The sequence below is a fragment of the Pseudomonas sp. KH_050 genome, assembly GCF_057838875.1.
Genome location: NZ_CM174478.1, coordinates 374,462 through 395,393 on the forward strand (window position 1 = coordinate 374,462; position 20,932 = coordinate 395,393).

Here is a 20,932-nt window from a genome sequence, read left to right on the forward strand (position 1 = left end):
GTGGATAAGGTTCTGAACTTCAAACAAGGTCGGGTGCCGTTGCTGATCAGCATGCCCCATGCCGGTGTGCGTCTGACCCCTGCGGTACAAGCCGGCCTGATCCCAGAGGCACAAAGCCTGCCGGACACTGACTGGCATATCCCGCAGCTCTATGAGTTCGCTCAAGCGTTGGGTGCCAGCACCCTGGCAGCCGAGTACTCGCGGTTCGTTATCGACCTGAACCGTCCGTCCGACGACAAGCCGTTATATGTTGGCGCGACCACTGGTTTGTATCCGGCAACGCTGTTCGACGGTGTGCCGTTGTTCCGCGAAGGGCTGGAGCCGTCCGTCGAGGAGCGCGCCCGTTACCTTGAGCAGGTCTGGACGCCGTATCACCGCACCTTGCAACAAGAACTGGCACGGCTGAAAGCCGAGTTCGGCTATGCGCTGTTGTTCGATGCGCATTCGATCCGCTCGGTGATCCCGCATCTGTTCGAAGGCCGACTGCCGGACTTCAACCTCGGCACCTTCAATGGCGCCAGTTGCGATCCGCAGCTGGCTAATCAGTTGGAAGCCATCTGCGCCCGGCACCCGGACTACAGTCATGTGCTGAACGGACGCTTCAAGGGTGGCCACATCACCCGGCATTACGGCAACCCTGCGGAAAATATCCATGCGGTGCAGCTCGAACTGGGGCAGCGGACCTATATGGAAGAGGTCGAGCCCTTCCGCTATCGCGCTGACCTGGCCGCGCCGACTCAGGTGGTACTCAAGGAGTTGCTGCAAGGGTTGCTGGATTGGGGGCAGCAGCACTACCCGCGCTGACCCCCTGTGGCGAGGGAGCAAGCTCCCTCGCCACACAGGTTCACTCAAGACTGATGTGGGTCCTGAAACACCTCCCAATTTCTCCAAGGACATGCTCATTGCACAATTCGGGTTTATGATGCCGGACGGCAGAATAATAGAAGTCCCCCCAGGGATGACCTCGACCCCTTACGGAGCGCGCAATGCAGACTTTGTACCCGCAGATCAAACCTTACGCCCGGCACGATCTGGCCGTCGAAAAACCCCATGTACTGTATGTCGACGAAAGTGGTTCACCCGAAGGTTTGCCGGTGGTGTTCATCCACGGCGGGCCAGGGGCCGGGTGCGATGCGCAGAGTCGCTGTTATTTCGATCCGAATATGTACCGCATCATCACCTTCGATCAGCGTGGCTGCGGTCGCTCGACGCCTCATGCCAGTCTGGAAAACAACACCACCTGGGATCTGATTGCCGACCTTGAGCGGATTCGCCTGCATCTGGGCATCGAAAAATGGGTGCTGTTTGGCGGCTCCTGGGGTTCGACCCTCGCGCTGGCCTATGCGCAGACCCACCCGGAGCGGGTCCACGGGCTGATCCTGCGCGGCATCTTTCTCTGCCGTCCGCAAGAGATCGAGTGGTTCTATCAGGCCGGTGCCAGCCGGCTGTTTCCGGATTACTGGCAGGACTATGTAGCGCCAATCCCGCTGGATGAGCGCGATGATCTGCTCACGGCTTTCCACAAGCGCCTGACCGGCAACGACCAGATCGCGCAGATGCACGCGGCCAAGGCCTGGTCGACCTGGGAAGGCCGCACTGCGACCTTGCGGCCCAACCCCTTGGTCGTCGATCGTTTCTCCGAGCCGCAGCGCGCGCTGTCGATTGCCCGGATCGAATGCCACTACTTCACCAATAATGCCTTCCTTGAGCCCAATCAGTTGATCCGCGACATGCAGAAGATCGCCCACCTGCCAGGGGTGATCGTCCATGGCCGCTACGATGTGATCTGCCCATTGGATAACGCGTGGGAACTGCATCAGGCCTGGCCGAACAGCGAATTGCAGGTGATTCGCGATGCCGGCCATGCGGCATCCGAACCTGGGATCACTGATGCCTTGGTGCGCGCGGCGAGCAAAATGGCCCGACGCTTGCTCGACTTGCCACCCGAAGAAGCATGAAGGGCCTGCTACAGCGCGTACGTAGCGCGCGAGTCGAGGTGGCGGGGGAGATCGTTGGCGCAGTAGACCAGGGGTTGTTGGTGCTGGTGGCGGTCGAACCCGAGGATACTCGGGCCAGTGCCGACAAATTGCTGCATAAGCTGCTTAACTATCGGGTGTTCAGTGATGTCGAAGGCAAGATGAACCTGTCTTTGGCGGACGTCGGTGGCGGTTTGCTACTGGTGTCGCAGTTCACCCTGGCCGCCGATACCAGGAACGGTTTGCGCCCGAGCTTTTCTTCCGCTGCCCCTCCGGCATTGGGAGAAGAGCTTTTTGACTATCTATTAATAAGGGCGCGGCAGTTGCATGGCAATGTGGCATCAGGGATATTTGGCGCGGACATGCAGGTGCATTTGGTCAATGATGGCCCAGTGACCTTCCTGCTGCAGTCCTGAAAGCGCTTGAAACATCTTTTCAGGTCCTTTTGGGCCTGAAATCGGGCGTTTTCGCGATAAATACTTTGTTACCCCTGATGCGTTGTAACGCGCCCTACTAGATAATCGCGCGCTACGGGGATCAGCGTTCGTTGGTCCATTTTGACTTAGGTAGAGACTTGTCCGGAACCGTTTGGGGAATCATTTAGCCCCATCGGAGTCGGAACAATGCTCGCCAACCTGGCATATAGAAGCTGGCCGTTGGTTTTCTGATCTGTTTTCGGCGAGGGTTGCTCGTGATTGTTAGTCCCTGTATTGCACCAAAATTGTCTGCCAAACGGTTACGAAACGCTCTAGCAACCGGCTCTGCACTGCTGTGTCTGCTCAGCGCCGGCCAGCTTTGGGCTTTCAATCTGAATGATGTGTCGGCCAAGGCCAAAGAGCTGGCCGGGCAAAAGTACGAAGCCCCGCGCAGTAACCTGCCGAACGAATTTCGTGAAATGAAGTTCGCCGATTATCAGAAAATTCGTTTCCGCACTGAAAAAGCCGAATGGGCCGATCAGAAAACCCCGTTCAAGTTGTCGTTCTATCACCAGGGCATGCATTTCGACACGCCGGTGAAGATCAACGAAATCACGGCGACCACCGTTCAAGAGATCAAGTACGACCCGAGTCGTTTCGATTTCGGCGACGTCAAAGTCGATCCCAAGGCCACCGAGCAGTTGGGTTATGCCGGTTTCCGTGTGCTGTACCCGGTCAATAAGGCGGACAAGCAAGACGAGATCATGACCATGCTCGGCGCGAGTTACTTCCGCGTTGTCGGCAAAGGCCATGTCTATGGTTTGTCCGCTCGTGGCCTGGCGATCGATACCGCGCTGCCGTCCGGTGAAGAATTCCCGCGCTTCACTGAATTCTGGATTCAGCAACCCAAGCCGGGCGACAAGCACCTGGTGATCTTTGCCTTGCTGGATTCGCCGCGTTCGACCGGTGCCTACCGACTGACCCTGCGTCCGGGTAGCGACACCGTCGTCGACGTCAAGGCGCAGGTGTACCTGCGTGACAAGGTCAACAAGCTCGGCATCGCCCCGTTGACCAGCATGTTCCTGTTCGGCGCGAACCAGCCGTCGAAGGTGCTCAATTATCGTCGTGAGCTGCACGATTCAGACGGTTTGTCGATTCATGCCGGCAATGGCGAATGGATCTGGCGTCCGCTGAACAACCCGAAACACCTGGCCGTGAGCAACTTCTCGGTCGAGAACCCGCGTGGTTTCGGTCTGCTGCAACGTGGTCGTGATTTCGCCCACTATGAAGACCTCGACGACCGCTACGACAAGCGCCCAAGCGCCTGGATCGAACCGAAGGGCGACTGGGGCAAAGGCTCCGTCGATCTGGTAGAGATTCCGACTGCCGACGAAACCAACGATAATATCGTGGCTTTCTGGAGCCCGGAAAAGCTCCCTGAGCCAGGCCAACCGCTGGACTTCGCTTACCGTATGCACTGGACCATGGACGAAGCTGCGCTGCATTCGGTCGACAGTGCCTGGGTCAAGCAGACACTGCGCTCTACCGGTGACGTGAAGCAGTCCAACCTGATCCGTCAGCCGGACGGCAGCGTCGCGTATCTGGTGGACTTTGAAGGTCCGTCCCTCAAGGCTCTGCCGGAGGACGCGGAAGTTCGCAGCCAGGTCAGCGTTGGCGACAATGCCGAACTGGTGGAAAACAGCGTTCGCTACAATCCTGAGACCCAAGGCTGGCGCCTGACGCTGCGCATGAAGATCAAGGACCCGAGCAAGTCGACCGAGATGCGTGCCGCGCTGGTCCAGAATATCGAGGCTGCGGAGCCGGCCAAGGTTGCTCCTGTGACCAACTCTTCAATTGCAAAGGCCGACAAAATCGCCGCCAAGCAGCAAGAGAAACAAGCGGCTCAAGCGGCTCAAGCGGCGCAAGAGCAGAAAGTGAAACAAGAGCAGAAAGAACAGAAAGAACCAGACGCCAAGCAGCCTGCAGCTGCCGAAGCGGCCCCAGTCACCCCGGAATCGGTAAAAACTGAAAAAGTATTGACCGAGACCTGGAGCTACCAGTTGCCTGCCGATGAGTAATTCCCAAGTACAGCCAGAGACTCTCGCCGAGTATCTGGCGCATCTGCCGATGAGCGATGTGCAACGCGCCGAACTGGCGGGCTGCAAGTCGTTCAGCGAGTTGCATGAACGCCTGTCGTCTTCGACGTTCGACGCGCCTGTCGAGGCTGCACAAGCCTCGGTAGGCCGCCGTCTGACCTTGAACTCCGCGCAAGAGCTGGAGGAGGCCGAGATGTTGGCGGTCGACGCCGAAGGCCGGGTCTGCCTCAAGGCAACCCCGCCGATTCGCCGGACCAAGGTCGTGCCGGAGCCGTGGCGCACCAATATCCTGGTGCGCGGCTGGCGTCGCCTGACCGGACGCACCAACCCGCCTGCGCCGCCGAAAGATGAGAACGTGCTGCCGGCTGCCCGCTGGCGTACGGTCGGCTCGATCCGCCGTTACATCCTGCTGGTGCTGATGCTCGGTCAAACCATCGTCGCCGGCTGGTACATGAAAGGCATCATGCCGTACCAGGGCTGGTCGTTCGTCGACCTGGACGAAGTCCTGCATCAACCGCTGATCCAAACCGCCACGCAAGTGCTGCCATATGCCTTGCAAACCAGCATCCTGATTCTGTTCGGGATTCTGTTCTGCTGGGTATCGGCCGGTTTCTGGACCGCGCTGATGGGCTTCCTCGAATTGCTCACCGGTCACGACAAATACCGGATTTCCGGTAAAAGCGCCGGTAACGAACCGATCGCCAAGGATGCGCGCACTGCGCTGGTGATGCCGATCTGCAACGAAGACGTGCCGCGGGTGTTCGCCGGTTTGCGGGCGACTTTCGAGTCGGTCGCGGCGACCGGTGACCTGGATCGCTTCGACTTCTTCGTCTTGAGCGACAGTAACGATGCCGATATTTGCGTCGCCGAGCAGCAGGCCTGGCTGGACGTCTGCCGCGAAGCCAAGGGTTTCGGCAAGATCTTCTATCGCCGTCGCCGCCGCCGTGTAAAACGCAAGAGCGGCAACCTCGACGACTTCTGCCGTCGTTGGGGCGGTGATTACAAGTACATGGTAGTGCTCGACGCCGACAGCGTGATGAGCGGCGAATGCCTGTCCAGTCTGGTGCGCTTGATGGAGGCCACACCGGACGCCGGGATCATTCAGACCGCGCCGCGCGCCTCGGGCATGGATACGCTTTATGCACGCATGCAGCAGTTCGCCACCCGGGTGTACGGTCCGTTGTTTACCGCGGGCCTGCACTTCTGGCAGTTGGGTGAATCCCACTACTGGGGTCACAACGCGATCATTCGCATGAAGCCGTTCATCGAGCATTGCGCCTTGGCGCCATTGCCCGGCAAAGGCGCGTTCGCCGGTGCGATCCTCTCTCACGACTTCGTCGAAGCTGCGCTGATGCGCCGTGCCGGCTGGGGCGTGTGGATTGCCTACGACTTGCCCGGCAGCTATGAAGAACTGCCGCCGAACCTGCTTGACGAACTCAAGCGTGATCGCCGCTGGTGTCACGGCAACCTGATGAATTTCCGGCTGTTCCTGGTCAAGGGCATGCACCCGGTGCACCGTGCGGTGTTCCTGACCGGCGTGATGTCGTACTTGTCGGCGCCGTTGTGGTTCTTCTTCCTCGTGTTGTCGACGGCGCTGCTGGCGGTCAACACATTGATGGAGCCGCAGTACTTCCTGGAACCGCGACAGCTCTATCCGCTGTGGCCACAATGGCATCCGGACAAGGCAATTGCGCTGTTCTCGACCACCATCGTGCTGCTGTTCCTGCCGAAGTTGCTGAGCATCATCCTGATTTGGGCCAAGGGCGCGAAAGAGTTCGGCGGCAAGTTCAAGGTGACCCTGTCGATGCTGCTGGAGATGTTGTTCTCCATGCTGCTGGCGCCGGTGCGGATGATTTTCCACACCCGCTTCGTACTCGCCGCGTTCCTCGGCTGGGCCGCGACCTGGAACTCCCCGCAACGTGACGATGACTCCACTCCGTGGAGCGAAGCGGTACGTCGCCATGGTCCGCAAACCTTGCTGGGCTTCTTCTGGGCGCTGCTGGTGATTTGGCTCAACCCAAGCTTCCTCTGGTGGTTGGTACCGATCGTCGGTTCGCTGATGCTGTCGATCCCGGTGTCGGTGATCTCCAGCCGGGTTGGTCTGGGCCTCAAATCCCGTGACGAAAGCCTGTTCCTGATCCCTGAGGAATACAATCCGCCACAGGCGTTGCTGGCAACTGACCAGTACACCCACGAAAACCGTTGGCATGCGCTGAAAGACGGCTTCATCCGCTCGGTGGTCGATCCACAGCAAAACGCCTTGGCGTGCTCGCTGGCGACTTCGCGTCACGGTCAGGCCGAGCCGATCGAATGGCTGCGGATCGAGCGGGTTCGCCATGCATTGAAAGTCGGGCCTGACGGTCTGAACAACAATGAGCGGGTGCAACTGCTGAGCGATCCAGTGGCAATGGCTCGTTTGCATGAGCAGATCTGGAACGAAAACCACCCCGACTGGCTGCAAGCCTGGCGCAAATCGGTGAAAGCCGACCCCCATGCGCCACTGCTGCCGCTCAAGCCGCTGAGCGTGCAACCTCAGCTGGCATAATGAAAAGCCCCGCTAAGTTAGCGGGGCTTTTTTGTTGTGGTTAGATTGAAGCGTGTGGCCAGCCGAACCGCCCGACCATGCTACGCATCCAATACACCGGTAAAATGCTCCGCTTCCCGAGAGACAGAGCTTTTTTTACCTGAACGTTGCCAAACCCTTGTGCAAACTAATGAGTGCGTTAGCATTCGTCCCCGAATTGGTGCGCCCGGACAACTTTCTGTTCGTATCTACCGGTTTCTCAAAGGAAACCTGCGGTTTGCGCGCCTCACAACACACTGGGCTTGGGGACTGGATGATGAAAAAGTATCTCTCGATGCTGCTGCTTGGCGTCACGGCATTGGTTGCAGTCAACACGGCTCAGGCCGGCGCCATCGATGACGCAATCAAACGCGGCACACTGAAAGTCGGCATGGACCCGACCTACATGCCGTTCCAGATGACCAACAAACGTGGCGAGATCATCGGCTTTGAAGTCGACCTGCTCAAAGCCATGACCAAGGCCATGGGTGTCAAGCTGGAGACGGTTTCCACCGGCTATGACGGCATCATCCCGGCCTTGCTGACCGACAAGTTCGACATGATCGGCAGTGGCATGACCCTGACCCAGGAACGCAACCTGCGCTTGAACTTCAGCGAACCGTTCATCGTGGTTGGCCAGACCCTGCTGATCCGCAAGGAGCTGGAAGGCACCATCAAGTCCTACAAAGACCTGAACAGCGCTGACTACCGCATCACCTCCAAGCTCGGCACCACTGGCGAAATGGTCGCGAAAAAACTGATCTCCAAAGCCAAGTACCACGGTTACGACAACGAGCAGGAAGCAGTGCTCGACGTGGTCAACGGCAAGGCTGACGCCTTTATCTACGACGCGCCATACAACGTCGTGGCGGTGAACAAGGTCGGCAACGGCAAGCTGGTCTTCATCGACAAGCCATTCACCTACGAGCCGCTGGCCTTTGGTCTGAAGAAGGGCGACTACGACAGTCTCAACTTCATCAACAACTTCTTGCACCAGATCCGCGAAGACGGCACCTACGATCGCATCCATGACAAGTGGTTCAAAGACACCGCCTGGCTCAAGGATATGGAATAAGGCTGATCATTGACGACGCTGTGCCAGTTGCACCGCGTCGTCCCTTTCGCGAGCAAGCCCGCTCCCACACTGGATCTGTGGTGTACACAAAATGTGTGCTTGAAGCAGATCAAATGTGGGAGCGGGCTTGCTCGCGATGACGGCTTATCTGGCAACATAGAATTTGGAATCTAGTAGAACCAATGAAACAGAAAAAAGCCCAATGGCCCTGGCACGTTTTAACCGTGCTGGTGCTGATCGGCCTGGCTGGCGCGTTGTATTACGCCACCTCGCTGATGTCCTATGAGTGGCGCTGGAACCGTGTGCCGCAATACTTTGTCTACCACGCTGAAGAGTCCCAGCGAGCAGCGGATATCTCCACTGTCAGCGAACTGGTGCGTAAAGGCGATAAAGCCGAAGTTACCCTGCGCAATGAGGCTGGTGACGAACAGCACCTCACAGTCGATGACAACAGCCTGCAAGTCGCCCGTGGCGATGATGTGGCCGAAGGCGATGTGATTGGTGTCACTCGCCATTGGGCGGCAGGGCCGCTGCTCTGGGGTCTTTGGACCACGCTGTGGCTGTCGGTGGTGTCCGGCGTGCTCGGGCTGGTGATCGGCCTGGCGACCGGTCTGTGCCGGCTATCGAACAACCCGACCTTGCGCGACCTGTCGACGGTCTATGTCGAGCTGGTGCGCGGCACGCCGTTGCTGGTGCAGATTTTCATTTTCTATTTCTTCATCGGTACGGTGTTGAACCTGTCCCGCGAATTCGCCGGGATTGCCGCGCTGTCGTTGTTCACCGGCGCCTATGTCGCGGAAATCGTCCGTTCCGGCGTGCAGTCAATTGCCCGTGGCCAGAACGAGGCTGCGCGCTCGCTGGGTTTGAGCGCCGGCCAGTCGATGCGCCATGTGGTCCTGCCACAGGCCTTCAAGCGAGTGCTACCGCCGTTGGCGGGGCAATTCATCAGCCTGGTGAAAGACACCTCGCTGGTGTCGGTGATCGCCATTACCGAACTGCTCAAGAGCGGACGGGAAGTCATCACCACCTCGTTTTCGCCGTTCGAGATCCTGTTCTGCGTGGCGGGACTGTATCTGTTGATCAACCTGCCGCTGTCGAAAATCGCCAGCCGGCTTGAGCGGAGGCTCGCGCAAAGTGATTGAAGTCCGCGATCTGGTAAAAGTCTTCGACACCCGTGGCCAAGTGGTCCGCGCGGTGGATAACGTCACCACGCAGGTGGCCAAGGGTGAAGTGCTGGTGGTGATCGGCCCGTCCGGCTCAGGCAAGTCGACCTTCCTGCGCTGCCTCAATGGCCTGGAAGAGTTCGACTCGGGCTCCGTCAGTATTGACGGCCTGGAACTCGCCAATCCGAAAACCGACGTCAATGCCTACCGCCGTGAAGTCGGTATGGTCTTCCAGCATTTCAACCTGTTCCCGCACATGACGGTGCTGGAAAACCTCTGTCTGGCGCAGAAAGTCGTGCGCAAGCGCGGCAAGCAGGAACGCGAAGCCAAGGCCCGGGCGTTGCTGGAAAAGGTCGGTATTGCACAGAAGGCCAACGAGTTCCCTTCACGCCTCTCGGGCGGTCAGCAACAGCGGGTGGCGATAGCCCGTGCACTGGCCATGGAGCCGAAGGTCATGTTATTCGATGAGCCGACCTCGGCGCTCGACCCGGAAATGGTCGGTGAAGTCCTCGACGTGATGAAGACTCTGGCCCTGGAAGGCATGACCATGGTCTGCGTCACCCACGAAATGGGCTTCGCCCGGGAAGTGGCGGACCGGGTGCTGTTCTTCGATCACGGCAAACTGCTGGAAGATTCCCCGCCGGACGAGTTCTTTGCGTCGCCGAAGGATCTGCGGGCTCAGGCGTTTTTGCGCCAGGTTCTATAACTTCGTCGCCTGCTAAGAGATCGCAGCCTGCGGCAGCTCCTACAGATGTACACAAATCCTTGTAGGAGCTGGCGCAGGCTGCGATCTTTCAGGCTTCACGCCCTACTCAAACCTTGAACTTACCCACCAACATCTGCAGATGAGTCCCCAATCGCGCCAGCTCGACGCTGGAGGCGGCGGTCTCTTCACTGGCGGCCGAGGTCTGCTCCGACACATCTCGCACATTCAGCACGCTGCGGTTGATCTCTTCGGCCACAGCGCTTTGTTGCTCGGCGGCTGCGGCGATTTGTTGGTTCATCGCCTGGATCGCTGACACGGTACGGGTGATGTTGGCCAGCGAGCCGCCAGCGCGCCGGGTCAACTCGACGCTGCTATCGGTCAGGCAGCGGCTGTTGTCCATGATGGTGGCGACTTGCTGGGTGCCGCTTTGCAGGCCGACGATCAGCTCTTCGATTTCCTCGGTGGACTTCTGGGTGCGTTGGGCGAGGCTGCGCACCTCATCGGCGACCACCGCAAAACCGCGTCCGGCCTCACCGGCGCGAGCGGCTTCAATAGCTGCGTTGAGCGCCAGCAGGTTGGTTTGTTGCGCCACCGACTTGATCACGTCGAGCACGCTGCCGATCTTGTCGCTTTCGCGCTTGAGATGACTCATGGCCTCGGTGGAATTACCGACCTCGGTGGCCAGGCGTTCGATCTGGGCGATGGCTTCGCCGACCACCTTATCGCCTTCACGGGCCTGCTGGTCAGCGGCGACCGCGGCTTCCGAGGCCTCTTCAGCGTTGCGCGCGACTTCCTGCACAGTGGCGGTCATCTCATGCATGGCGGTGGCGACCTGATCGGTCTCGACTTTCTGGCTGTTGACCCCGGCACTGGTTTGTTCGGTGACGGCTGACAGCTGCGCGGCGGCGCTGGCGATCTGCGTCACGCCCTCGCCGATGCCACCGACCAGGTCCCGCAGGCCGAGCGTCATGCGCTGCATTGCGCGCTGCAGTTGGCCGAGTTCATCGCGGCGCTGGACGTCGAGATCCTGGCTGAGATCGCCGGCAGCCACGCGCTCGACGACTGTCAGGGTCTGTTGCAGCGGAATGACGATCTGCCGGGTGATGGCCCAGGCGGCAATCAGGCCGAACAACAGCGTCGCTACGGTAACCAGCGCCAGGGTGTTTTTTGCTTGCGTCGCATCGTTGTCACGCTTGGTGATTTGCGCGGCGGTCAGCTGCTTGCTGGCGTCGAGCAAGACAGCGCCCTGGTCGGCCATGAGTTTGAGGGCGGCGGCGCTGGCCACTTGGAAGTCACGGAATTGGCTGACCGCTGCCCGGTAGCCTTTGAGCGATTCGCTAGCCTGCTGCAGGTTGGCGATGTACTGCTCCGGCAGTTGGCTCGACAGGCTGGCGAGGTTCTTCAGCGCGTTGTCGATGGCGTCCAGCGCCGGTTGTTCGGCCTCGGACTTGCCGCTGTAGGTGTAACCACGGACCTGGAAGCGCGCTTGCTGGATCAGTTTGCTCTGCTCGATGATGCTGTTGAACTGCGCGACGCTGTCGCCTTGCAGCATCGACTTTTCAACCTCGGCTATGCGGGCCACGGCGTTGTCGGCGGCGGCGCCGAGTTTGGCGCGGGCGGCTTCACGGTTGGCGGTTGTCCGAGTCATGTCGGCGAAGGCGCGCTTGTATTCGCTCACGGCAGCCAGTTGCTTGTCGAGCAAGGCGATGCTATCTGGCTGCGCCAGACGATTGCGCGCGATTTGCAGGCCTTCGTCGAGCGTGTTCAGCAGTTCGCTGACCGCCGCCGGGCCTTGCTCGCCTTTGTGCATTTCGTAGTCCAGGCGGGCGATGCGCAGTTCTTTGGTCAAATCGCTTAGCGTGGCGATATAGCCCAGCTTGTCGCCGCGCTCGATCACGCTACTCAGGCCAGTCCAGCCGGTAAAGGTGATCAACAGGGTCAGGAGCAGCACCAGACCGAAGCCGATGCCAAGTTTCAGATTTACGCTCACATTACCAAGGTTCTGGGCTAACCAACGGTACATGCTATGAACTCCCTTTAAGCATGGATGGGTCTATCAGGAGCGTATCGGCAGGCCGGCGGGAAACTGTAGAGGCGAGCAAGCTCGCTTCAGGGGGTACCCGGTCAGCGCAGGAGCTGCCGCCAGGCTGCGATCTTTTCGGGGCGCCGCAAATGCAGGATCAAAAGATCGCAGCCTGCGGCAGCTCCTACAGGGGGTGCGAAACGATTAGAACAGTCGGGACAGGAGGGCTGTCACGGCCGTCTCGACCCGCAGGATGCGCTCGCCGAGCTGTACCGGTTGCAGGCCGGCCTTGGCCAGCAGGTCGATTTCGTAGGGGATCCAGCCGCCTTCAGGGCCGATCGCCAGCGTCACCGGCTCGTCCAGCCCGCGCGGGCAGGGTGGATAGTTGCCGGGGTGCCCGACCAGCCCGAGGGTGCCTTCGGTCATTGCTGGCAGGCGGTCTTCGACGAAGGGTTTGAAGCGCTTTTCGATGATGATTTGCGGCAGCACGCTGTCGCGGGCCTGCTCCAGGCCGAGGATCAGTTGCTCGCGAACCGCTTGCGGTTCGAGGAACGGCGTTTGCCAGAAACTCTTCTCGACCCGGTAGCTGTTCACCAGCACCACCCGCGGCACGCCCATGGCAGCCACGGTTTGCAGTACCCGACGGAGCATCTTCGGTCGTGGCAGGGCCAGCAGCAGGGTCAGCGGCAGTTTCGCCGGTGGGGGCTGGTCGAGGCTGATCCGCAATTCCGCCTCGCTGGCTTCCAGGCGCAGTACCTCGGCAGAACCCATTAACCCGCCGATGCGCCCGACCCGCAGGCTGTCACCGACGACACTGCGATGGACTTCCTGCATGTGAGTCAGGCGCCGATCACGCAGGATTACCCGGTCGGCCGCAATGAAGTCGGCCTCTTCGAGAAGCAGCAGGTTCACGCTTGGGTCGCTGGCGGCTGGTCGTCGTGATCGCTGTCGACAGGCTGGTCGTCCGGATGCTCGCCGCGCTTGCTGATCAAGCTGCCAAAAAGGATGCCGATTTCGAACAGAATCCACATTGGCACCGCCAGCAAGGTCTGCGAGAAGATGTCCGGCGGGGTGAGGATCATGCCGACCACGAAGCAGCCGATGATCACATACGGGCGGATTTTCTTCAGGTATTTGACGTCGACCACGCCGATCCACACCAGCAGCACCACGGCCACCGGGATTTCGAAGGCTACGCCGAAGGCGAAGAACAGCGTCATGACGAAATCGAGGTAGCTGGTGATGTCGGTCATCATCTCAACGCCGGCCGGGGTGGCAGCGGCGAAGAACTTGAAGATCAGCGGGAACACCAGGAAGTAGGCGAAGGCCATCCCGGTGTAGAACAGCAGAATGCTCGAGACCAGCAAGGGCATCGCTATGCGCTTCTCGTGCTTGTACAGCCCCGGTGCGATAAAGCCCCAGATCTGATGCAGGATCACCGGGATCGCCAGAAACAGCGAGACCATCATCGTCAGCTTGAGCGGCGTGAGGAACGGCGAAGATACGTCGGTGGCGATCATCGTCGCGCCCACTGGCAGGTACTCGCGCAGTGGCGTGGAGACGAAGGTGTAGATCTGCTGCGTGAAGGCGAACAGCCCGGCAAAGATCACAAAGATCGCCGCGACACAACGCAGCAGGCGGGTGCGCAACTCGGTGAGGTGCGAAACCAGCGGCATGTGCTGGTCGTTTTCCGGTTTATCAGCGCTCATGGGGCTCGCGGCGGCAAAGTGGAGTCGAGGGGGGCAGGCGCACTGGGTGCCGCCACGGGAGAAACAGTTTCTGTAGCAGGCGGGCCGACAGCCGGCTCGGCCGGTTTGACGACTGCTGCGGGCGCTGGCTCGACAGCCGTGGCAACCTGCGCCGGAGCATGGATCGACTGCTCCGCCGCTGGCTCGAAGGTGCTCGGCGACTGCTGTTGCGGCGCGAGAATCTTCCGCGCTTCCTGCTCCAGCGACAGAATATGTTCGTTGTGCAGTTGCCGACGAATCTCGTCCGCGCCGATTTCCCGTTCAACTTCCTGTTTGATCGCGTTGAAACTGCGTTTCAGGCGCCCGACCCACAGGCCGGCCGTGCGCGCGGCACCCGGCAGGCGTTCAGGGCCGAGCACCAGCAGCGCGACGAGGCCGACGAGCAGCAGTTCAGAGAAGCTGATACCAAACATTAGTCAGTGCTCACGAGTCTTTGCGGATCGGCTCTTCGACTTTTTGTGCTTTCACGTCGATGGTGTGCGGTTCGTTCAGTGTCGAGGCCTGTGGTTGTGCCGGTGGTACCGGTTGAGCCGGTGTCACTGTCGGATCAGCAGGTTTCTCATCGTCGTTCATGGCCTTGCGAAAGCCCTTGATCGACTCGCCGACATCGGTGCCGAGGTTTTTCAGTTTCTTGGTGCCGAACACCAGTATCACGACAACCAGGATGACGACCCAGTGTTTCCAGTCAAAAATGCCCATGCTGCGATTCCTCTCTTCTAAGCGTAATTCAAGCGGACGGGCGCGAGGCTTTCTCGGCGTGTCCGGAAAGACCGAAGCGTCGGTCCAGTTCATCCAGCACAGCTTGTGGATGCTGCCCCAGTTGGGCGAGCATGACCATACTGTGGAACCATAAATCGGCGGTTTCGTAGATCACATCGCTGCAATCGCCGCTGATGGCAGCGTCCTTGGCGGCGATGATGGTTTCAACCGATTCCTCACCGACCTTCTCCAGAATCTTGTTCAAGCCCTTGTGGTACAGACTGGCGACATACGAACTGTCGGCGGCAGCGCCTTTGCGCTCTTCCAGCACTTGGGCCAGGCGGATCAGGGTGTCAGTCATCTCAGTGTCCTGCCGAATAGATGGCGTGCGGGTCTTTGAGCACCGGGTCGACAGTCTTCCAGTCGCCGTTTTCGTAGACGCGGTAGAAGCAGCTTTGGCGGCCGGTATGGCAGGCGATATCGCCGACCTGTTCGACCATCAGGATGATCACATCGGCATCGCAGTCCAGGCGCATCTCGTGCAGTTGTTGCACATGCCCGGACTCTTCGCCCTTGCGCCACAGTTTGCCACGGGAACGCGACCAGTAGATGGCGCGGTTCTCGGCGGCGGTCAGTTCCAGCGCTTCGCGGTTCATCCAGGCCATCATCAGTACGCGCCCGGTCTTGTGATCCTGAGCAATCGCCGGTACCAGACCGTCGTTGTCCCATTTGATCTCGTCCAGCCAATCTTTCATCTTCGACTCCGACAATCGGCGCAGCGCTTATTGCTGTGCCCAGGCGTTAAAACAGTGTGCCAGCAGCACGCGTTGCTGGCTATCGGCGCACGACCAGATACAAACCGACCGCAACCATGATTCCGGCCGGCCAGTGCCCCAGTTCATTCAATGGGCCGCCGGCAGCGAGCACCGTACCGCCAGCCAGATGGGCGCAACCGAGCAGGCGCAGGAACCAGTCGTCCTTGCGTCGGTGCCAGGCGGGTGGCGGATTGGACACGTGTGGTTGCGACATGCGCTCCAGCAGATCGCGGGTCATGTTGGCCAGGTGCGGCAGTTGCTCTACCTGGCTCTGCAGGTTGCCCAGCAAGGCTTTGGGGCTGACCCGCTCGCGCATCCAGCGTTCGAGGAACGGCTGGGCGGTGTTCCACAGATCCAGCTCCGGGTACAGCTGACGACCCAGGCCTTCGATGTTCAGCAGGGTTTTCTGCAAGAGAACCAGCTGCGGCTGCACTTCCATGTTGAAGCGCCGAGCAGTCTGGAACAGGCGCATCAGCACCTGACCGAAGGAAATATCTTTTAAAGGCTTCTCGAAAATCGGCTCGCAAACGGTTCGGATCGCCGCTTCGAATTCGTTGAGTCTTGTTTCCGCCGGTACCCAGCCCGAGTCGATATGCAACTGGGCGACGCGGCGGTAGTCGCGCTTGAAGAAGGCGAACAGGTTGCGCGCCAGATAATCCTGGTCTTCCGGGGTCAGGCTGCCGACGATGCCACAGTCGATGGCAATGTACTGCGGGCTCCACGGCTGCACGGTGCTGACGAAGATATTGCCGGGGTGCATGTCGGCGTGGAAGAAGCTGTCACGGAACACTTGGGTGAAGAAAATCTCCACGCCGCGTTCGGCAAGCATTTTCATGTCGGTGCGCTGGTCGGCCAACGTTGCCAGGTCGGTGACCTGAATACCGTAGATGCGCTCCATCACCAGCACTTTCGGCCGGCACCAGTCCCAATAGACTTGCGGCACATACAGCAGCGGCGAACCGTCGAAGTTGCGCTTGAGCTGGCTGGCATTGGCCGCCTCGCGCAACAGATCGAGCTCGTCGTAGATGGTTTTTTCGTAGTCCTGGACCACATCCACCGGGTGCAGCAGACGGGCATCGGCGGAGAGTTTTTCCGCAGCGCGGGCGAGGATGAACAGCCAGGCCAGATCCTGGGCGATGATCGGCTTGAGGCCCGGGCGGATGACCTTGACCACCACTTCTTCACCGCTTTTCAGCTGTGCGGCATGAACTTGCGCCACCGACGCGGAGGCCAGCGGTTCGAAGTCGAAACGGCTGAAGACATCGCTGATTTTCTTGCCGAGCTGGCTTTCGATCAGATCTATCGCCACTTGCGAATCGAACGGCGGTACGCGGTCTTGCAACAGCATCAGCTCGTCGGCGATGTCTTCGGGCAGCAGATCGCGGCGAGTGGACAGAATCTGCCCGAACTTGATGAAGATCGGCCCCAGATCCTGCAACGCCAGACGCAGACGCGCACCACGAGTCAGTGTCAGTGGCTTGCGCGGGAACCAGCGCCACGGCAAGGCGTAGCGCAGTGCCAGGAGAAACCAGGGCAGTGGCAGGGCGAACAATAGATCATCGAGGCGGTAGCGGATCACGACGCGCTGGATGCGCAACAAACGGCGGACGGCAAGCAGCTTCATGCGTTATCGCTTGAATCAAGGGATCGGGAAAGGCGCTCGAAACGCGCCTCAAGACGTTCCAGATCAAGCTTGATCTGGTCCAGTTCGCTAAAACGGGCTTCGGCCTCGCGCTGGCCCACCAGGGTGCGCGACTCTTCGCTGAGGTATTCGGCGAGGTTCTGGTTCAGGCTGGCGAACCCTTGCTGGTACCACTGTGCGCGGCTGCGCAGATGGCCGCCGATCAGTTGCGTGGCGACCGGACCGAGCCAGCGCGAGAGTTCGTACTCCCAGTCAAGCTCCAGGTCCTGCAGTATCGCCGCCAGCTCCAGCAGCACCGCGCTGTCACCTTCGAGTTCGACCTCGGGGCCATGCAACACGGCGGTCTTGTCCTTGCTCAGCGCCAGGCTCAGCAAGCTCGACGCCGGAGCGCGCAAGGTGCAGTCGGCCTCGGCGGCCCAATGGGCGGCCAGCATCAGGCCTTCATCGCCGGGCATGATGAACAGTTGCAACGCCGGGCTGCGGCAGTCGACAGCGATCACCTTGCCACTCAAGTGCTGCAGGCGCGGCAGCGCCGTGCTGTCGAGACGCAGCACGCGGTTGAGGCCGAGTTCGACGCCGACCAGCAGGCCGCTAAGCAACATCAGGGTTTGATGCCACGATGCAGGGCGACGATGCCGGCGGTCATGTTGTGATAAGTCACGCGGTCGAAACCGGCCTCGACCATCATCGACTTCAGGGTTTCCTGGTTCGGGTGCATGCGGATCGACTCGGCCAGGTAGCGGTAGCTTTCCGAGTCATTGGTGATCAGCTTGCCCATCAGCGGCATGAAGGCGAAGGAATAGGCATCGTAGGCCTTGGACATCAGCGCATTGGTCGGTTTGGAGAACTCCAGCACCAGCAGCCGGCCACCGGGCTTGAGCACCCGCAGCATGGAGCGCAGGGCATCTTCCTTGTGAGTCACGTTGCGCAGGCCGAAGGCGATGGTCACACAGTCGAAATGGTTGTCCGGGAACGGCAGCTTTTCAGCATCGGCCTGGACGAACTCGACATTGCCGGCCACACCCAGATCCAGCAAGCGATCGCGACCGACCTTGAGCATGGATTCGTTGATGTCAGCCAGTACCACCTGGCCGGTAGGACCCACCAGGTGCGAAAACTTTCTGGTCAGGTCACCGGTACCGCCAGCGATGTCCAGCACGCGGTTGCCGCTGCGTACGCCGGACAGTTCGATCGCGAAACGCTTCCATAGCCGGTGCATGCCGCCCGACAGCAGGTCGTTCATCAGGTCGTACTTGGCCGCTACGGAGTGGAAAACTTCAGCGACTTTTTCCGCTTTTTGGCTTTCCGGAACGTTTTTGAAGCCGAAGTGAGTGGTGGGTTCGGCATCGCTGCCTTTGCGCTGATCAGTCATATCGCTGTCACCAGAAGAGAATGCGGGACATTCTAATCCCGGTGACGGTCTTTGTCTTGGCAAGGCTGAAGGTAAGATAGGCAATCGCCGGGACGTTTTGACGCATGCAAGGTCAAGATGTCTTGAGCAAGTCCCGATAAAACAGGAGTCATTCGATGGCCCGTATAAGTGTTGAACGTGCCCACGGCCTGGGTAAGGAAGCGGCCCGAGAGAAGGCCGACAAGTTGGCGCAGAGACTGTCCGATCAATATGGCCTGGAGCCGCAGTGGTCAGGCGACACCTTGAACCTCAGACGCTCCGGTGTGAAAGGCGCGGTGTATGTGGGCGAGAACTCGATCAAGGTCGATGTCGAACTGGGCCTGCTAATGTCGGCCATGAGCGGCACGATCAAGTCCGAGATCGAAAAGGCGCTGGATAAAGCCCTGGCGTGATCGTGAATTTTCAGTTTGCGCTGTGGTGTTCGAACCTTTTGTTGCCAATCAATTCATCACTCCGGGATTGCTTCGCAACCTAGGGTGATGTTTCTAATTTTTCTCACTACTTTGTGCCTAAGCCCTCATTCCTGTGGGCAGTTCCTCAAACCTTTTGCGCGTGAGGTGCACCATGGCCAAAGTAATTTTGAAGAAAAAAACCGACGTTCAGACAACCGCTCCGAGCGAAGTGAAATCCTATGCCCGCAAGATTTGGCTGGCAGGCCTGGGGGCCTACGCCAAGGTCGGTCAGGAAGGCAGCGAGTACATTCAGGAGCTGATCGAGACTGGTCAAGCTGTTGAAAATAAAGGCAAAAAAGTTGTGACTCAGCAACTTGAAGCGGCCAACAGTCAGATCGATAACGTCAAGGGTGACGTCACCGGTTTCAAAGGTAAAATCGAAGTGCAGTTCGATAAAGTCGAGAAGGCGTTCGACACTCGTGTCGCAAGTGCCTTGAATCGCTTCGGCATTGCGTCTAAACATGATGTTGAGACACTCTCTGCTAAGCTCGATGGGTTGACGGCATTGCTTGAACGTGTCGCGCGTAAACATTAAGGAGAACGGGATGGCTGGTAAAAAGAATACTGAAAAAGAAGGCAGCTCGTGGATCGGGAAAGTCGAAGACTACTCCCGCAAAATCTGGCTTGCTGGTTTAGGCGTGTACTCGAAGATCGACACTGACGGCAGCAAACTCTTCGATACCCTGGTCAAAGATGGTGAGAAAGCCGAGAAGCTCACCAAGAGCGCCGTCGGTAAAAAAGTCGATGCCGCCAAGGATTCGGCTCAGTCGGCCAAGTCCCGTGTCGGTGATGTCAAAGACCGTGCGCTGGGCAAATGGGGCGAGCTGGAAGAGGCTTTCGACAAGCGACTCAACAGCGCCATTTCGCGTCTGGGCGTGCCGAGCCGCAATGAAGTCAAGGCGCTGCACAGCAAGGTCGACACCCTGACCAAGCAGATCGAGCGCCTGACCGGTGCTTCTGTGACCAAGCCAGTGGCGAGCAAGACCGCAGCGGCCAAACCGGCAGCTAAAACCGCGGCCAAACCTCTGGTAAAGGCCGCCGCTAAACCGGCAGCCAAACCAGCGGCCAAAGCAGCAGCCAAGCCCGCAACAAAAACCGCAGCAGCCAAACCTGCCGCGGCCAAGCCAGCAGCTAAAGCGGTTGCCGCCAAGCCAGCAGCGGCGAAGAAGCCGGTGGCCAGGAAGCCAGCTGCGCCCAAAGCAGCGGCGCCCAAGCCTGCCGTAGAGGCCAAGCCGGTCGCTGCGGTCAGCTCTTCGAACTCTGCAGCTGCTCCGACCCCTGCGGTCACCCCGACTGTCGCGCCGATTCCATCGACGCCATCCAGTCAGTCCTAATTTTCTCGGGACAGACAAAAACGCCCGGCCTGCAAAGGTCGGGCGTTTTTGTTTTGGTCAGAAAACTCTCCGGTGCCTGATCGAGCGCAAAAGATCGCAGCCTATCGGCAGCTCCTACGCATTCCGGAGCTGCCGCAGGCTGCGATCTTTTGATCTTACAATCACACTTGCTCTTCCAGGTACCGCAATGCCATCTGTTCGGTCGCCAGTTTTGCCGGGGGCAGCAAGTGCGGCGCTACCAGCATCATGATCTGGTAAACCACCACCCGTACTTCGCCCTCGCGCCCTAGAATCCGTTGATAGTCGAGGGAAAACAGCAGCGTCATGGTGATCTGTTCGACCAGTTGTCCCAGCGCCTGGGTTTCGCTGACCAGTTGCCCCTGCGCTTTCAAGCCTGCCAGCAATGAGGCCAGGGTCCGCTTCAAGGCATTGAGCAGATTGCGAATGCCCTTGGCCAGTTTCGGCAAGCGCCCGGCCAGGTTGGACAGGTCCTGGAACAGAAAGCGATAGTGCGCTAGCCGCTCGACGATCAGGTGCAGGAACAGCCAGTAATCTTCAGCCGCCAGTTGCGCATCCGCCGGCGGGTCGAGCAGCGGCGTCAGTTCGGCCTGGAAGCGTTCGAACAAGCCGAGGATCAGCGGTTCCTTGCCGTGGAAGTGGTAGTAGAGGTTGCCCGGGCTGATGCCCATCTCATTGGCAACTTCCATGGTGGAGACATTCGGTTCGCCCTTTTGGTTGAACAGTTGCAGGGCACATTCGAGGATCCGGTCGCGGGTTTTCATCCAGTCTTCTTGGTTGTTGAGTCATGCCACG

The 20,932-nt window shown here is 59.6% G+C and carries 22 protein-coding genes and 1 pseudogene; 11 read left to right on the forward strand and 12 right to left on the reverse strand.

Annotation, left to right across the window (positions count from 1 at the left end):
* The 8 genes from hutG to AC3IUA_RS01735 all read left to right on the forward strand — a co-directional run bounded on the left by hutG (position 1) and on the right by AC3IUA_RS01735 (position 9,995).
* Positions 1-804: an N-formylglutamate deformylase gene (gene hutG / locus AC3IUA_RS01700; protein ID WP_489358807.1), complete on the forward strand. Its 804-nt coding sequence runs from the start codon at positions 1-3 to the stop codon at positions 802-804.
* 182 nt (positions 805-986) lie between these two features.
* Positions 987-1,958 (forward strand): prolyl aminopeptidase, encoded by a 972-nt coding sequence (gene pip, locus AC3IUA_RS01705; protein WP_489358808.1) that lies wholly within the window; start codon positions 987-989, stop codon positions 1,956-1,958.
* Positions 1,955-2,392: a D-aminoacyl-tRNA deacylase gene (gene dtd / locus AC3IUA_RS01710; RefSeq protein WP_489358809.1), complete on the forward strand. Its 438-nt coding sequence runs from the start codon at positions 1,955-1,957 to the stop codon at positions 2,390-2,392. Before pip ends, dtd begins: the two co-directional genes overlap by 4 nt.
* 275 nt (positions 2,393-2,667) lie before the next feature.
* Positions 2,668-4,470 carry a glucan biosynthesis protein G gene (locus tag AC3IUA_RS01715; protein ID WP_489358810.1) on the forward strand — a complete coding sequence of 601 codons (1,803 nt, stop codon included), beginning with the start codon at positions 2,668-2,670 and terminating at the stop codon, positions 4,468-4,470.
* Positions 4,463-7,033: a glucans biosynthesis glucosyltransferase MdoH gene (gene mdoH, locus AC3IUA_RS01720; protein WP_489358811.1), complete on the forward strand. Its 2,571-nt coding sequence runs from the start codon at positions 4,463-4,465 to the stop codon at positions 7,031-7,033. The genes AC3IUA_RS01715 and mdoH overlap by 8 nt, the downstream gene beginning before the upstream one ends.
* 295 nt (positions 7,034-7,328) lie before the next feature.
* Complete coding sequence (locus tag AC3IUA_RS01725; RefSeq protein ID WP_489358812.1) at positions 7,329-8,126, forward strand: transporter substrate-binding domain-containing protein; 798 nt, start codon at positions 7,329-7,331, stop codon at positions 8,124-8,126.
* 182 nt (positions 8,127-8,308) lie between these two features.
* A complete protein-coding gene (locus AC3IUA_RS01730) occupies positions 8,309-9,268 on the forward strand; it encodes an amino acid ABC transporter permease (protein ID WP_489358813.1) in 960 nt (319 codons plus the stop codon).
* On the forward strand, positions 9,261-9,995 hold the full coding sequence (locus AC3IUA_RS01735; RefSeq protein WP_489358814.1) for an amino acid ABC transporter ATP-binding protein: 735 nt from the start codon (positions 9,261-9,263) through the stop codon (positions 9,993-9,995). The genes AC3IUA_RS01730 and AC3IUA_RS01735 overlap by 8 nt, the downstream gene beginning before the upstream one ends.
* Positions 9,996-10,101: 106 nt before the next feature.
* Here the strand turns inward: AC3IUA_RS01735 and AC3IUA_RS01740 are convergent, their stop codons facing one another.
* From AC3IUA_RS01740 to ubiE, 11 genes and pseudogenes are all read right to left on the reverse strand, one after another.
* Positions 10,102-10,974 carry a methyl-accepting chemotaxis protein gene (locus AC3IUA_RS01740; protein WP_489362202.1) on the reverse strand — a complete coding sequence of 291 codons (873 nt, stop codon included), beginning with the start codon at positions 10,972-10,974 and terminating at the stop codon, positions 10,102-10,104.
* Positions 10,960-12,018, reverse strand: a pseudogene (locus AC3IUA_RS01745) (methyl-accepting chemotaxis protein); the annotation flags it as partial. The pseudogene AC3IUA_RS01745 and the gene AC3IUA_RS01740, both read right to left, overlap by 15 nt.
* A gap of 204 nt (positions 12,019-12,222) precedes the next feature.
* A complete protein-coding gene (locus AC3IUA_RS01750) occupies positions 12,223-12,930 on the reverse strand; it encodes a 16S rRNA (uracil(1498)-N(3))-methyltransferase (RefSeq protein WP_489358815.1) in 708 nt (235 codons plus the stop codon).
* On the reverse strand, positions 12,927-13,727 hold the full coding sequence (gene tatC, locus AC3IUA_RS01755; RefSeq protein WP_489358816.1) for a twin-arginine translocase subunit TatC: 801 nt from the start codon (positions 13,725-13,727) through the stop codon (positions 12,927-12,929). Before tatC ends, AC3IUA_RS01750 begins: the two co-directional genes overlap by 4 nt.
* Positions 13,724-14,179: a Sec-independent protein translocase protein TatB gene (gene tatB, locus AC3IUA_RS01760; protein WP_489358817.1), complete on the reverse strand. Its 456-nt coding sequence runs from the start codon at positions 14,177-14,179 to the stop codon at positions 13,724-13,726. The genes tatC and tatB overlap by 4 nt, the downstream gene beginning before the upstream one ends.
* A 10-nt stretch (positions 14,180-14,189) precedes the next feature.
* On the reverse strand, positions 14,190-14,465 hold the full coding sequence (locus tag AC3IUA_RS01765) for a twin-arginine translocase TatA/TatE family subunit (RefSeq protein WP_489358818.1): 276 nt from the start codon (positions 14,463-14,465) through the stop codon (positions 14,190-14,192).
* A gap of 28 nt (positions 14,466-14,493) precedes the next feature.
* Positions 14,494-14,826: a phosphoribosyl-ATP diphosphatase gene (locus tag AC3IUA_RS01770; protein ID WP_489358819.1), complete on the reverse strand. Its 333-nt coding sequence runs from the start codon at positions 14,824-14,826 to the stop codon at positions 14,494-14,496.
* Position 14,827: 1 nt separating this feature from the next.
* Entirely contained in the window at positions 14,828-15,220 is a 393-nt protein-coding gene (hisI, locus tag AC3IUA_RS01775; protein WP_150802270.1) for a phosphoribosyl-AMP cyclohydrolase, read from the reverse strand.
* A gap of 79 nt (positions 15,221-15,299) precedes the next feature.
* Entirely contained in the window at positions 15,300-16,904 is a 1,605-nt protein-coding gene (gene ubiB, locus AC3IUA_RS01780; RefSeq protein WP_489358820.1) for a ubiquinone biosynthesis regulatory protein kinase UbiB, read from the reverse strand.
* Complete coding sequence (locus tag AC3IUA_RS01785; RefSeq protein WP_489358821.1) at positions 16,901-17,524, reverse strand: ubiquinone biosynthesis accessory factor UbiJ; 624 nt, start codon at positions 17,522-17,524, stop codon at positions 16,901-16,903. Before AC3IUA_RS01785 ends, ubiB begins: the two co-directional genes overlap by 4 nt.
* Positions 17,524-18,294, reverse strand: a complete 771-nt coding sequence (gene ubiE / locus AC3IUA_RS01790) for a bifunctional demethylmenaquinone methyltransferase/2-methoxy-6-polyprenyl-1,4-benzoquinol methylase UbiE (RefSeq protein WP_039756654.1) — start codon at positions 18,292-18,294, stop codon at positions 17,524-17,526. The genes AC3IUA_RS01785 and ubiE overlap by 1 nt, the downstream gene beginning before the upstream one ends.
* Before the next feature lie 155 nt (positions 18,295-18,449).
* On the opposite strand from ubiE, the gene AC3IUA_RS01795 reads away from it, so the two are divergent.
* From AC3IUA_RS01795 to AC3IUA_RS01805, 3 genes are all read left to right on the forward strand, one after another.
* Positions 18,450-18,725 carry a polyhydroxyalkanoic acid system family protein gene (locus tag AC3IUA_RS01795; protein ID WP_489358822.1) on the forward strand — a complete coding sequence of 92 codons (276 nt, stop codon included), beginning with the start codon at positions 18,450-18,452 and terminating at the stop codon, positions 18,723-18,725.
* 172 nt (positions 18,726-18,897) lie between these two features.
* Positions 18,898-19,320: a phasin family protein gene (locus AC3IUA_RS01800; protein ID WP_489358823.1), complete on the forward strand. Its 423-nt coding sequence runs from the start codon at positions 18,898-18,900 to the stop codon at positions 19,318-19,320.
* 10 nt (positions 19,321-19,330) lie between these two features.
* A complete protein-coding gene (locus AC3IUA_RS01805) occupies positions 19,331-20,119 on the forward strand; it encodes a phasin family protein (protein WP_489358824.1) in 789 nt (262 codons plus the stop codon).
* Between the two features lie 161 nt (positions 20,120-20,280).
* Here AC3IUA_RS01805 and AC3IUA_RS01810 read toward each other — a convergent pair whose 3' ends face one another.
* Entirely contained in the window at positions 20,281-20,901 is a 621-nt protein-coding gene (locus tag AC3IUA_RS01810; protein ID WP_489358825.1) for a TetR/AcrR family transcriptional regulator, read from the reverse strand.
* Between the last annotated feature and the right edge of the window lie 31 nt (positions 20,902-20,932).

Excerpts from the sequence above, each read along its gene's own strand:
- pip (WP_489358808.1), top strand. The coding sequence starts at position 987 with ATGCAGACTTTGTACCCGCAGATCAAACCTTACGCCCGGCACGATCTG.
- dtd (WP_489358809.1), top strand. The coding sequence starts at position 1,955 with ATGAAGGGCCTGCTACAGCGCGTACGTAGCGCGCGAGTCGAGGTGGCG.
- mdoH (WP_489358811.1), top strand. The coding sequence starts at position 4,463 with ATGAGTAATTCCCAAGTACAGCCAGAGACTCTCGCCGAGTATCTGGCG.
- AC3IUA_RS01725 (WP_489358812.1), top strand. The coding sequence starts at position 7,329 with ATGAAAAAGTATCTCTCGATGCTGCTGCTTGGCGTCACGGCATTGGTT.
- AC3IUA_RS01730 (WP_489358813.1), top strand. The coding sequence starts at position 8,309 with ATGAAACAGAAAAAAGCCCAATGGCCCTGGCACGTTTTAACCGTGCTG.
- AC3IUA_RS01740 (WP_489362202.1), bottom strand. The coding sequence starts at position 10,974 with ATGCAGCGCATGACGCTCGGCCTGCGGGACCTGGTCGGTGGCATCGGC.
- tatC (WP_489358816.1), bottom strand. The coding sequence starts at position 13,727 with ATGAGCGCTGATAAACCGGAAAACGACCAGCACATGCCGCTGGTTTCG.
- tatB (WP_489358817.1), bottom strand. The coding sequence starts at position 14,179 with ATGTTTGGTATCAGCTTCTCTGAACTGCTGCTCGTCGGCCTCGTCGCG.
- AC3IUA_RS01765 (WP_489358818.1), bottom strand. The coding sequence starts at position 14,465 with ATGGGCATTTTTGACTGGAAACACTGGGTCGTCATCCTGGTTGTCGTG.
- AC3IUA_RS01770 (WP_489358819.1), bottom strand. The coding sequence starts at position 14,826 with ATGACTGACACCCTGATCCGCCTGGCCCAAGTGCTGGAAGAGCGCAAA.
- hisI (WP_150802270.1), bottom strand. The coding sequence starts at position 15,220 with ATGAAAGATTGGCTGGACGAGATCAAATGGGACAACGACGGTCTGGTA.
- ubiB (WP_489358820.1), bottom strand. The coding sequence starts at position 16,904 with ATGAAGCTGCTTGCCGTCCGCCGTTTGTTGCGCATCCAGCGCGTCGTG.
- AC3IUA_RS01785 (WP_489358821.1), bottom strand. The coding sequence starts at position 17,524 with ATGTTGCTTAGCGGCCTGCTGGTCGGCGTCGAACTCGGCCTCAACCGC.
- ubiE (WP_039756654.1), bottom strand. The coding sequence starts at position 18,294 with ATGACTGATCAGCGCAAAGGCAGCGATGCCGAACCCACCACTCACTTC.
- AC3IUA_RS01795 (WP_489358822.1), top strand. The coding sequence starts at position 18,450 with ATGGCCCGTATAAGTGTTGAACGTGCCCACGGCCTGGGTAAGGAAGCG.
- AC3IUA_RS01800 (WP_489358823.1), top strand. The coding sequence starts at position 18,898 with ATGGCCAAAGTAATTTTGAAGAAAAAAACCGACGTTCAGACAACCGCT.
- AC3IUA_RS01805 (WP_489358824.1), top strand. The coding sequence starts at position 19,331 with ATGGCTGGTAAAAAGAATACTGAAAAAGAAGGCAGCTCGTGGATCGGG.
- AC3IUA_RS01810 (WP_489358825.1), bottom strand. The coding sequence starts at position 20,901 with ATGAAAACCCGCGACCGGATCCTCGAATGTGCCCTGCAACTGTTCAAC.